The organism is Pseudomonas sp. HMWF021, from assembly GCF_003061005.1.
Taxonomy (GTDB): domain Bacteria; phylum Pseudomonadota; class Gammaproteobacteria; order Pseudomonadales; family Pseudomonadaceae; genus Aquipseudomonas.
In genome coordinates, this window is sequence record NZ_QAIK01000002.1 from 29,690 (window position 1) to 41,712 (window position 12,023).

Consider the following 12,023-nt stretch of genomic DNA (forward strand, 5'->3'; position numbering starts at 1 on the left):
GCTATGCAAAATCGCATGATGATCACTGGCGCGGGCTCGGGGCTGGGGCGCGAAATCGCGTTGCGCTGGGCGCGTGAGGGTTGGCAACTGGCCTTGTCCGACGTCAGCGAAGCCGGCCTGCAGGAAACCCTGAAGCTGGTGCGCGAGGCTGGTGGCGACGGTTTCATCCAGCGTTGCGATGTGCGTGATTACAGCCAGCTCACTGCGTTTGCCCAGGCCTGCGAAGAGAAGTTCGGTGGCATCGACATCATCGTCAACAACGCCGGCGTGGCGTCCGGCGGATTTTTCAGCGAGTTGTCACTGGAAGACTGGGACTGGCAGATCGCAATCAACCTGATGGGCGTGGTCAAGGGTTGCAAAGCCTTCCTGCCGCTGCTGGAGCAGAGCAAGGGCAAGATCATCAACATCGCCTCGATGGCGGCGTTGATGCAAGGCCCGGCCATGAGCAACTACAACGTGGCCAAGGCCGGGGTGGTGGCGCTGTCGGAAAGTTTGCTGGTGGAACTGGCGCAACAGGAAGTCGGCGTACATGTGGTTTGCCCGTCGTTCTTTCAGACCAACTTGCTCGACTCGTTCCGCGGCCCGACGCCTGCGATGAAAGCGCAGGTCGGCAAGTTGCTGGAAAGTTCGCCGATCAGCGCCGCCGACATCGCCGGCTACATCTATCAGCAAGTGGCCGCCGGCGAGTTCATGATCCTGCCTCACGAGCAGGGGCGCATGGCGTGGGCGATCAAGCAGAAGAACCCGCAACTGATCTACAACGAAATGACCACCATGGCCGATAAAATGCGCGCCAAGGCCAGACAAACCAACGGCTGAACTTGCCCACCGCGTATCGCGTCGTTAGGGTGGCCGCAATGGTCACCCTGTCGAGACGCATCAATGCTCAATTACCTGTGGTTCTTCCTTGCGGCGCTGTTTGAAATCGCCGGCTGTTTCGCCTTTTTCATGTGGCTGCGTCAGGGCAAAAGTGCCTTGTGGGTGATCCCGGCGCTGCTCAGCCTGACCCTGTTCGCCCTGTTGCTGACGCGCGTGGAAGCGGCTTACGCCGGACGCGCCTATGCCGCGTATGGCGGGATCTACATCGTCACGTCGATCGGCTGGCTGGCGGTGGTCGAGCGGGTGCGCCCGCTGGGTTCGGACTGGATCGGCGTGGCGCTGTGTGTGCTTGGCGCCAGCGTGATCCTGTTCGGGCCGCGATTTACCGCTGCGTGAGGCGAGACTGTTTAGCCATTTGCAGGAAACGTCTGAAGGGTGCGGCGACTCAGGGTGTAGGGCAAGACTGAATTGCGCGCGCCCCATTGTAGAGCGCGTGCCCACCGCGCATCTTCAGGGCTGGCTAACCCTGAAGGACGAACTCCATGCTTGTACTCAGCCGTGTTGTGGGCGAGTTGATTTCCATCGGTGACGACATTTCCGTGCGTGTATTGTCAGTCAACGGTTCCAGTGTGCGCTTTGGTGTCGAGGCGCCACAGAAGATCAATGTGCACCGTTCTGAAGTCTACCAGCGGATCCAGCGCAAACAGGCCACTGAAAAAGTCCGCTGAAATCTCAGTCGAACAGATGCTTGGGCACATCGTGTTTGAGCATCAATTGGCATTGCTCGCTTTCCGGGTCGAAGACAATCAGTGCCTGACCTTTGGTCAGCGCCTGGCGTACGCGCAGTACGCGGGTCTCCAGCGGCGTGTCGTCACCGTTGTCGGTGCCGTCGCGGGTGACGAAATCCTCGATCAGGCGGGTGAGGGTGTCGACTTCAAGAGCGTCGTAGGGAATCAGCATGGGCACCTCGGTTCAAACAATGTCGGGATGCTACGGCGATTAATGTAGGGCTGCCAGTTTTTGTATTGCCTGTGCAGCCCTCATCGCTGGCAAGCCAGCTCCCACAGGTTTCTGGGTGGATCACCTTCTTGTGTACACCATCAAACTCTGTGGGAGCTGGCTTGCCAGCGATGGGGCCAGTCCAGCCACCACAGAACCCCGGATCAACTGTCGGACCGCTGCCCCACCAGACTGTCCACCGACGGCACCCGCGTATCGCTCTCCATCTGCGTGTCATGCTCGATCTGGTGACTGAAGCGATCCAGCGAAGCATTGGCCGGCGCCGCATCGCTGGCGAATACCGGCGGACTCAGAATGTACGCCCCGAGCAAACGACTGAGCGCCGCGAGGCTGTCGATGTGCGTGCGTTCATAACCATGGGTGGCATCGCAGCCAAAGGCCAGCAGGGCAGTGCGGATGTCATGCCCGGCGGTGACCGCCGAGTGCGCATCACTGAAGTAATAGCGAAACAGGTCACGGCGCACAGGCAGGTCGTTTTCGCCGGCCAGGCGCAGCAAATGCCGTGACAGGTGATAGTCGTATGGCCCGCCGGAATCTTGCATCGCCACGCTCACCGCATGCTCGCTGGAGTGCTGGCCGGGCGCGACCGGCGCAATGTCGATGCCGACGAATTCGCTGACATCCCACGGCAGTGCCGCCGCAGCACCGCTGCCGGTTTCTTCGGTGATGGTGAACAGCGGGTGACAGTCGATCATCAGTTCCTGACCGCTGTCGACGATGGCTTTGAGCGAGGCGAGCAGGGCTGCAACGCCAGCCTTGTCATCGAGGTGACGGGCGCTGATGTGGCCGCTCTCGGTGAATTCTGGCAGCGGATCGAACGCCACTACGTCGCCGACGCTGATGCCCAGTGAATCGCAGTCGGCCTTGGTTGCGCAGTAGGCATCCAGACGCAGTTCGACGTGATCCCAACTGATCGGCATCTCGTCGACGGCGGTGTTGAAGGCGTGCCCGGAGGCCATCAACGGCAGCACACTGCCACGGATCACGCCGTTATCGGTGAACAGGCTGACCCGGCTGCCCTCGGCAAAGCGACTCGACCAGCAACCGACCGGGGCCAGCGTCAGGCGGCCGTTGTCTTTCACCGCGCGCACGGCAGCACCAATGGTGTCGAGGTGCGCGGAGACGGCGCGGTCAGGGCTGTTTTTCTTGCCCTTGAGGGTCGCGCGAATCGTGCCGCGACGGGTCATCTCGAAAGGAATGCCGAGTTCTTCCAGACGCTCGGCGACGTAACGCACGATGGTGTCGGTGAACCCGGTAGGGCTGGGAATGGCGAGCATTTCCAGCAGGACTTTCTGCAGGTAGTTGAGATCCGGTTCGGGGATTTGTGTGGTCATGGAAACTCCTGATGAGTTGAGGCGCATCGATGGTTTCGATGAGGAAAATTTGTGGCGCCTGTCAGGGCCTCATCGCTGGCAAGCCAGCTCCCACAGTGATTGGGTACACCGGTAAACCTGTGGGAGCTGGCTTGCCAGCGATGGGGCCGTTTCAGGCTCTACATGATCAAGAAACAGCCGGCTGACTGTGCGGAAACAACAGATCGACAAACCGCTCCGCCGTCGGTTGCGGTTCATGGTTGGCCAGGCCGGCGCGTTCGTTGGCTTCGATAAACACGTACTCTGCTTGATCCGCCGCCGGCACCATCAGGTCGAGCCCGACCATCGGAATGTCCAGCGCCCGCGCCGCGCGCACTGCTGCATCAACCAAGGTCGGGTGCAGAATCGCCGTGACGTCTTCCAGCGTGCCACCGGTGTGCAGATTTGCCGTGCGGCGCACGAACAGATGCTCGCCGGCCGGCAGGATGCTGCTGTAGTCATAACCGGCGGCGTGCAGGGTGCGCTGGGTTTCGTGATCCAGCGGGATCTTGCTCTCGCCGCTGGTGGCCGCTTGCCGACGGCGGCTCTGCGCTTCGATCAACGCACCGATCGAATGGTGACCGTCACCGACCACTTCCGCTGGGCGGCGAATGGCTGCGGCCACCACCTCAAAACCGATCACCAGAATCCGCAGGTCGAGACCTTCGTGGAAACTTTCCAGCAGCACGCGGCTGTCAAAATGTTTGGCGGCTTCGATGGCTTGCTGCACCTCCTCGATGCTCTGCAAATCCACCGCCACGCCTTGGCCCTGTTCACCGTCGAGCGGCTTGACCACCACGCGCTGATGCTCATCGAGAAACGCCAGATTGTCGTCGGCATTGCCCGCCAGTTGCTGCGAGGGCAGCTTCAGGCCGGCGGCTTTCAGCACTTTGTGGGTCAGGCTTTTGTCCTGGCACAGGCTCATGCTGATCGCGCTGGTCAGATCGCTCAGCGATTCGCGGCAACGCACCCGACGGCCGCCGTGGCTGAGGGTGAACAGCCCGGCTTCGGCATCATCCACTTGCACATCGATGCCACGGCGATGAGCTTCTTCGACGATTATCCGCGCGTAAGGGTTGAAGTTGGCTTCCGGCCCGGGACCGAGGAACAGCGTCTGGTTGATGCCGTTCTTGCGCTTGATCGCGAAGGTCGAGAGGTTGCGAAAACCGAGCTTGGCGTAGAGGTTCTTCGCCTGACGGTTATCGTGCAGCACCGACAGATCCAGATAACTCAGGCCGCGACTCATGAAGTGCTCGATCAAATGCCGCACCAGCACTTCGCCGACACCGGGCCGCGAGCATTGCGGGTCAACTGCCAGGCACCACAGGCTGCTGCCGTGTTCCGGATCGTTGAAGGCTTTCTGGTGATTGAGGCCCATGACGCTGCCGATCACCGCGCCGCTGTCCTCATCTTCGGCGAGCCAGTACACCGGGCCGCCCTGATGATGCGGGGTCAGTCGTGTGGCATCGATCGGCAGCATGCCGCGTGCCTGGTACAGCAGGTTGATCGCCTGCCAGTCCGCTTCGCTTTGCGCCCGGCGGATACGAAAGCCGCGAAACACGCGGGTGGCCTGGCGATAATCGCTGAACCACAGGCGCAGAGTGTCGGACGGGTCGAGAAACAGTTGCGTCGGTTCCAGCCCCAGAATCTGCTGCGGCGCGGCGACGTACAGGGCGATATCACGTTCGCCGGGCTGCTCGTTGAGCAGTTCCTGCGCCAGCGTCGCCGGGTCAGGAAAGGTGTGACCGATCAGCAGCCGGCCCCAGCCGCAATGCACGGCAATGGGGTCGGCACCGAGTTCGCTGCCGTCTTCGGCCAGACGCGCCTGCAAGCGTTCATACGACGGTGTCTGACCGCGCAGCAAGCGTTGGTTGATCGCCGTGGCGTGAGGTTTCATCAATCAGATTCCTTGTTCACTGAGCCACAGGTTCAGGGCCGCCAGTTGCCACAGTTTCGAACCGCGCAATGGCGTCAGTTGGCCTTGCGGATCAGTCAGCAGTTTGTCGAGCATGGCCGGGTTGAACAGGCCGCGATCCTGACTCGGATCCAGCAGCAGTTCACGCACCCAGTTCAGGGTGTCGCCCTGCAAATGCTTGAGGCCCGGCACCGGGAAGTAGCCTTTCTTGCGGTCGATCACTTCGCTTGGAATCACCAGACGCGCCGCTTCTTTGAGCACCTGTTTGCCGCCGTCCGGCAGCTTGAACTGGCCGGGAATCCGCGCCGACAGTTCCACCAGTCGATAGTCGAGAAACGGCGTGCGCGCTTCCAGGCCCCAGGCCATGGTCATGTTGTCGACGCGTTTGACCGGGTCGTCCACCAGCATCACCGTGCTGTCCAGACGCAGGGCTTTATCGACGGCGGCATCGGCGCCGGGTTGTGCGAAATGTTCCTTCACGAAGTCGCCAGCGGCGTCATTCGCGGTCAGCCATTTCGGTTGCACGGTGGCGGCGTAGTCGTCATAGCTGCGGTCGAAAAACGCTGCGCGATAGGCCGCGTACGGATCCGCTGCGCCATCGACTTGCGGATACCAGTGATACCCGGCAAACAACTCGTCCGCGCCCTGGCCGCTTTGCACCACTTTGCAGTGCTTGGCCACTTCGCGGGACAACAGGTAGAAAGCGATGCAGTCGTGGCTGACCATCGGCTCGCTCATCGCGCGGAATGCGGCGGGCAATTGCTCGATGATCTCTTTCTCGTCGATGCGCAACTGATGGTGCTGCGTGCCGTAGTGTTTGGCGATCAGATCGGAATACTGGAATTCGTCACCGCGCTCGCCGCCGGCATCCTGGAAACCGATGGAAAAGGTCGACAGGTTCTCGACGCCGACTTCACGCAACAAGCCAACCAACATGCTCGAATCGACACCGCCGGACAGCAGCACACCAACATCCACCGCTGCGCGTTGACGGATTGCCACGGCCTCGCGAGTGCTGTCGAGCACGCGGTCGCGCCAGTCTTCGAGGGTCAGGTTTTTCTCGTCGTCGTGTGGGCCGTAGGGCAGGGTCCACCAGGTTTTCTGCTCGGTGCGGCCATCGGCTTCGACGCGCATCCAGGTCGCTGGCGGCAGCTTTTCGATGCCCGCGAGCAAGGTGCGTGGAGCAGGCACCACCGCATGGAAATTCAAATAGTGATTGAGCGCTACCGGATCGAGGATCGGGTTGATATCGCCGCCCTTGAGCAGCGCCGGCAGGGCCGAGGCAAAGCGCAAACGCTGGCCGGTGCGCGACAGGTACAAAGGCTTCACGCCGAGACGGTCGCGAGCGATGAACAGGCGTTGGGCGTCACGCTCCCAGATGGCGAAGGCAAACATGCCGTTGAGTTTCGGCAGCAACGCTTCGCCCCAGGCGTGGTAGCCCTTGAGCAGCACTTCGGTGTCGCCACCGGAATAGAAGGCGTAACCGAGGGCTTCTAGCTCTGCGCGCAGTTCCGGGAAGTTGTAGATCGCGCCGTTGAAGGCCAGGGACAAGCCCAGTTGGCTGTCAATCATCGGCTGCGCCGAGCCGTCCGACAGGTCCATGATTTTCAGGCGACGATGGCCCAGGGCAATCGGCCCTTGGGCATGGAAGCCCCACGCGTCGGGGCCGCGAGGGGCCAGGTGATGGGTGATTCGCTCTACCGCTGCAAGGTCTGCAGGTTGATGATCAAAACGTAACTCGCCAGCTAATCCGCACATAAAGTCCTTACCGGTTTTTCCGTTGGGGAGGGGGCATTCAAGTTCGGCCAAAACGGCCGCTACTCAGAAACTGACCCGCTGCAGATGTGGGAGTTTTAGAACGATGAGTTATAAGTGGGGGTGACTGACCAGCGGCCAGTCGCAATCTTTCATTTGCCGCGAATCAATGTGCGCAGCGCGAAACGGTTGGGGTGGCAGGCCTCGGCGACGCTTCGGGGCAGTGGCAGCGGCTCGTTGTCCAGCCACGCCGCGAGCAGTTCGCCAGACAGCGGCGCGGTGATCAGCCCGCGGGAGCCGTGGCCGCTGTTGATGTACAGGCCGTCGAGCCAAGGGCAGGCGATGGCCGGCACTTGTCGCGCATCCTTGCTCAACACGGCAAAGGCCTGAGCGAAGGCTTCGCGGTCGGCCAGCGGGCCGACGATCGGCAGATAATCGGGGCTGGTGCAGCGGAACGCGGCGCGTCCTTCCAGGGTTTCCGGGGTCAGCTGATTGATGTGCAGGCGCGTCACCAGATCGCTGGAGATCTCTTCGAGCATGGCCAGATTGCCCAGGTGTTCGGCGGTGGTCGGCGTCAGGTCGTCGCTGTTGAAGTCGAAGCTGGCGCCGAGGGTGTGTTCGCCCAGACGTGCTGGCGCGACATAACCTTCGGCGCAGACCACGGTACGCAGCGCTTGGCTCTCGGCGGTTTGTGGCAGGCGCGTGATCTGTCCGCGGATGCGTTTGAGCGGCAGCTCGGTACTTTGCGCGAAGCGTTTGATCTCCGCTGCGCCGGCCAATACCACTACCGGTGCGCTGGCGAGCACGCGCTCGCCGGCGAGGGCTTGCCACTGACCCTCGACCTTGCGCAGTTCCAGCGCATCGTGATGCTTGAGCAGTTCGATGTTTGCTTGCGCGGCTTGGGCCTGACACAGCGCGGGCGGATGCACCCAGCCGCCTTCGGGGTAGAACAAGCCGCCGTGCGCCACAGCAATCCCGGCTTGAGTTTCGGCTTGCGGCTGATCGAGCCAATGCACCAGATCTTCCGGGAACGCTGCTGCCAGTTGCGCCTGACGCTCGGCCTCCTTGGCATTGAAAGCCAGTTGCAGCACGCCGCAATCGTCCCAGTCGGTGCCGCGTTGCAGGGTTTCCAGCAGACGACGGGTGTAGCCGAAACCGCTGACAATCAGTTGCGACAACGCGGTGCCGTGGGCCGACAACTTCAGGTACAGCACGCCCTGCGGATTGCCCGACGCTTCCTGCGCCACAGCCTCGTGACGCTCCAGCAGACTGACTTGCCAACCGCGTGCAGCGAGGCTGGCGGCCGTAGCGCAACCGGCCAGCCCGGCGCCGATCACCAGTGCGCGACGCTCACCGGTCAACGGGGCAGGGCGGGCGAACCACGGTTTGTCCGGCAGCGGCGGCGCGACATCCTGCGGCCAGCCGAGAAACTCGCCGCGCAGGATCTCCCACTTGTGGCCGATGCCCGGTGTGCGTTTCATCTTGAACCCGGCGGCGTTGAGCAGACGCCGCACCCAACCGGTGCTGGTGAAGGTGCTGATGGTCGAGCCGGGCGCGGCCAGTCGAGCCAGTTCGGCGAACAGTTCGGCGGTCCACATGTCGGGGTTCTTCGCCGGGGCGAAACCGTCGAGGAACCATGCGTCGATCTGCGCATCGAGTTGCGGCAGTTGCTCCAGCGCATCGCCGATCAACAGGGTCAGCGTGACCCGGCCGTTGCCGAGGACGATCCGCTGAAAGCCCTGATGGATCGCCACGTAATGCGTCAGCAGTTGATCGGCCAGCGGCTTGAGCGCCGGCCACAGGGCCAGAGCCCGTTGCAGGTCCGCCGGACTCAATGGGTACTTTTCGACGCTGACGAAATGCAGCCGCGCGCCGGCCACCGCGTGTTGCTCGAACAGCTGCCAGGCGCAGAGAAAATTCAGCCCGGTGCCGAAGCCGGTTTCGCCGATCACCAGTCGCCCGTGCGCCGGCAGCGCGGCAAAGCGCTCGGCCAGACGGTTCTGTTCGAGGAACACGTAACGGGTTTCATCCAGCCCCGACTGGTCGGAAAAATATACATCATCGAACACCCGCGAGCGCGGACGTCCGTGGTCATCCCAGTCGAGTTGGGCGTGGGGCAATACAGGTTTCATGGCAGGCTCGGCAACGACAAGGCGGCCATTCTAGCTGATCGGGCGCAGGGTGCTTGATCCATGGCAAGGCTGGTTCAGGGCAGGTCAGGGAAAATGTCAAAAGATCGCAGCCTGCGGCAGCTCCTACATGGGAAACGCATTTCAAATGTAGGAGCTGCCGCAGGTTCGGGCCGCGATCGGACGATCTGTTCAGGTGTTGCAATCATCCGCTAGTCTTGCTGAATCCTGGAAGGAGCCGTCCCCATGTTTGAATCCGCCGAAATCGGCCATGCCATCGACAAAGAGACTTACGACGCCGCGGTGCCCGCACTGCGTGAAGCACTGCTCGAGGCGCAGTTCGAGTTGCAGCAGCAGAAGCGTTTTCCGGTGATTGTCCTGATCAACGGCATCGAAGGCGCGGGCAAGGGCGAGACCGTCAAGTTGCTCAACGAGTGGATGGACCCGCGCCTGATCGAAGTGCGCACGTTCGATCAGCAGACCGATGAAGAACTGGCGCGGCCACCGGCCTGGCGCTACTGGCGGATGCTGCCGGCCAAGGGGCGGATGGGGATTTTCTTTGGCAACTGGTACAGCCAGATGCTCCAGGGGCGGGTCCACGGGCTGTTCAAGGATCCACGGCTGGATCAGGCGATCAATGCCGCCGAGCGTCTGGAGAAGATGCTCTGCGATGAAGGCGCGCTGATCTTCAAGTTCTGGTTTCACCTGTCCAAAAAGCAGATGAAGGCTCGCCTCAAGGCGCTGGCCGACGACCCGCTGCACAGCTGGCGCATCAGCCCGCTGGACTGGCAGCAATCGCAGACCTACGACAAGTTCGTCAAATACGGCGAGCGCGTATTGCGCCGCACCAGCCGCGACTACGCGCCGTGGCACATCATCGAAGGCATGGACGCCAACTACCGCAGCCTGGCGGTTGGCAAGATCCTGCTCGAAGGCCTGCAGAATGCGCTCAAGCGTGCGCAGGTAGAGACTGAGGAGGTCAACGCCGCACCGCTGGGCACGGCGGTCGATCAACTCAATCTGCTCGACAGCCTCGACCTCAATCAGCGGCTGGAAAAGAAAGACTACGAAGAACAACTGATCACCGAGCAGGCACGGTTGTCCGGGCTGATGCGCGACAAACGCATGCGTCGCCATGCACTGGTGGCGGTGTTCGAAGGCAACGATGCGGCAGGCAAGGGCGGGGCCATTCGCCGGGTGGCGGCGGCGCTCGATCCGCGTCAATACAATATCGTGCCGATTGCCGCGCCGACCGAGGAGGAACGCGCGCAACCGTATCTGTGGCGCTTCTGGCGACACCTGCCGGCGCGGGGCAAGTTCACCGTGTTCGACCGCTCGTGGTACGGCCGGGTGCTGGTCGAGCGGATCGAGGGCTTCTGCAGCCCGGCCGACTGGCTGCGGGCCTACAGCGAGATCAACGACTTCGAAGAGCAGATCGCCGACGCCGGGGTGATCGTCGTCAAGTTCTGGCTGGCGATCGACAAGGACACGCAGATGGAACGTTTCCAGGCCCGCGAAGAGATCCCGTTCAAGCGCTTCAAGATCACCGAGGACGACTGGCGCAACCGCGACAAGTGGGACGCCTACCGCGCCGCCGTGGGCGACATGGTCGACCGCACTAGCACCGAGATTTCGCCGTGGACGCTGGTCGAGGCCAATGACAAGCGCTGGGCGCGGGTCAAGGTGCTGCGCACGATCAACCGCGCGCTCGAGGAAGCCTTCGAGAAATCCGACAAGCACGCGAAAAAACACAAGCGCTGAGCCATGGACACGCATACGCGAGGTGAATGATTGTCGCGGTCGGCGGCGGGCTGGACTTATCCTCGGTTGACTCTCTCCGACAACAACAATTGAGGTATGCCATGCGTGAAGTGGTGATCGTCGACAGCGTGCGGACCGGCCTGGCCAAGTCCTTTCGTGGCAAGTTCAATCAGACCCGTCCCGACGATATGGCGGCCCATTGCGTCAACGCGCTGCTGTCGCGCAACGACATCGACCCGGCCAGCGTCGAGGACTGCATTGTCGGCGCCGGCTCCAACGAAGGCGCGCAGGGTTACAACATCGGCCGCAACGTGGCGGTGCTGTCGCGGCTGGGCACCAATGTGGCCGGCATGACCCTCAATCGCTTCTGCTCCTCGGGTTTGCAGGCGATTGCGATTGCCGCCAACCAGATTGCTTCCGGTTGCAGCGACATCATTGTGGCCGGCGGCGTCGAGTCGATCAGCCTGACCCTGAAAAGCGTCAACACCGATCACCTGATCAACCCGTTGCTCAAGCAGCAGGTGCCGGGCATTTACTACACCATGGGCCAGACTGCCGAAGTGGTGGCGCGCCGTTATGACGTGAGTCGCGAGGCGCAGGATCGCTATGCGCTGCAAAGTCAGTTGCGCACCGCCCAGGCTCAGGCCGCCGGGCTGTTTGATGATGAAATTGTGCCGATGGCGGTCAAGTACCGGGTCGAGGACAAGAACAGCGGCGCTGTGCAGATCCTTGACGGCATCGTCGATCGCGACGACTGCAACCGCCCGGACACCACCTACGAAAGTCTGGCCGGACTGAAACCGGTGTTTGCCGAGGACGGTTCGGTAACCGCCGGCAACTCATCGCAGCTGTCGGACGGTGCCTCGATGACGCTGGTGATGAGTCTGGAGAAAGCCCTGCAACTGGGGCTCAAGCCCAAAGCGTTTTTCCGTGGCTTCACCGTCGCCGGTTGCGAGCCGGACGAGATGGGCATCGGCCCGGTGTTCTCGGTGCCGAAACTGCTCAAGGCCAAAGGCTTGCAGGTGGCGGACATTGATCTGTGGGAGCTGAACGAGGCGTTTGCTTCGCAGTGCCTGTATGCCCGTGATCGGCTGGAGATCGACAACGACAAATACAACGTCAATGGCGGCTCGATCTCCATCGGCCACCCGTTCGGCATGACCGGATCGCGGCAGGTCGGGCATCTGGTGCGTGAGTTGCAGCGGCGCAATTTGCGTTACGGCATCGTGACCATGTGCGTGGGGGGCGGGATGGGGGCGACGGGGTTGTTTG

Annotated in this window: 10 protein-coding genes; 5 read left to right on the forward strand and 5 right to left on the reverse strand. The window is 62.2% G+C overall.

Annotation, left to right across the window (positions count from 1 at the left end):
- Window positions 1-3 precede the first annotated feature (3 nt).
- The 3 genes from DBR18_RS00280 to csrA all read left to right on the forward strand — a co-directional run bounded on the left by DBR18_RS00280 (window position 4) and on the right by csrA (window position 1,547).
- Window positions 4-819, forward strand: a complete 816-nt coding sequence (locus DBR18_RS00280; protein WP_108588837.1) for an SDR family oxidoreductase — start codon at window positions 4-6, stop codon at window positions 817-819.
- A gap of 63 nt (window positions 820-882) precedes the next feature.
- On the forward strand, window positions 883-1,215 hold the full coding sequence (locus DBR18_RS00285; RefSeq protein WP_108588838.1) for a YnfA family protein: 333 nt from the start codon (window positions 883-885) through the stop codon (window positions 1,213-1,215).
- Between the two features lie 146 nt (window positions 1,216-1,361).
- Complete coding sequence (gene csrA / locus DBR18_RS00290; RefSeq protein ID WP_108588839.1) at window positions 1,362-1,547, forward strand: carbon storage regulator CsrA; 186 nt, start codon at window positions 1,362-1,364, stop codon at window positions 1,545-1,547.
- Between the two features lie 4 nt (window positions 1,548-1,551).
- Here the strand turns inward: csrA and DBR18_RS00295 are convergent, their stop codons facing one another.
- The 5 genes from DBR18_RS00295 to mnmC form a co-directional block, all read right to left on the reverse strand.
- Complete coding sequence (locus DBR18_RS00295; protein ID WP_003192759.1) at window positions 1,552-1,779, reverse strand: YheU family protein; 228 nt, start codon at window positions 1,777-1,779, stop codon at window positions 1,552-1,554.
- A gap of 203 nt (window positions 1,780-1,982) precedes the next feature.
- Window positions 1,983-3,173 (reverse strand): osmoprotectant NAGGN system M42 family peptidase, encoded by a 1,191-nt coding sequence (locus DBR18_RS00300; protein WP_108588840.1) that lies wholly within the window; start codon window positions 3,171-3,173, stop codon window positions 1,983-1,985.
- Between the two features lie 166 nt (window positions 3,174-3,339).
- Window positions 3,340-5,088: an N-acetylglutaminylglutamine synthetase gene (gene ngg, locus DBR18_RS00305; RefSeq protein ID WP_108588841.1), complete on the reverse strand. Its 1,749-nt coding sequence runs from the start codon at window positions 5,086-5,088 to the stop codon at window positions 3,340-3,342.
- Window positions 5,089-5,091: 3 nt separating this feature from the next.
- Window positions 5,092-6,864, reverse strand: coding sequence for an N-acetylglutaminylglutamine amidotransferase (locus tag DBR18_RS00310; RefSeq protein WP_047598738.1), 1,773 nt, complete (start codon window positions 6,862-6,864; stop codon window positions 5,092-5,094).
- A gap of 149 nt (window positions 6,865-7,013) precedes the next feature.
- Complete coding sequence (gene mnmC, locus DBR18_RS00315) at window positions 7,014-8,993, reverse strand: bifunctional tRNA (5-methylaminomethyl-2-thiouridine)(34)-methyltransferase MnmD/FAD-dependent 5-carboxymethylaminomethyl-2-thiouridine(34) oxidoreductase MnmC (protein ID WP_108588842.1); 1,980 nt, start codon at window positions 8,991-8,993, stop codon at window positions 7,014-7,016.
- Window positions 8,994-9,236: 243 nt separating this feature from the next.
- On the opposite strand from mnmC, the gene pap reads away from it, so the two are divergent.
- Both pap and DBR18_RS00325 read left to right on the forward strand, forming a co-directional pair.
- Window positions 9,237-10,751 (forward strand): polyphosphate:AMP phosphotransferase, encoded by a 1,515-nt coding sequence (gene pap / locus DBR18_RS00320; protein WP_108588843.1) that lies wholly within the window; start codon window positions 9,237-9,239, stop codon window positions 10,749-10,751.
- A gap of 101 nt (window positions 10,752-10,852) precedes the next feature.
- A partial coding sequence (locus tag DBR18_RS00325) for a thiolase family protein (RefSeq protein WP_108588844.1) occupies window positions 10,853-12,023 on the forward strand: 1,171 nt, incomplete at its 3' end.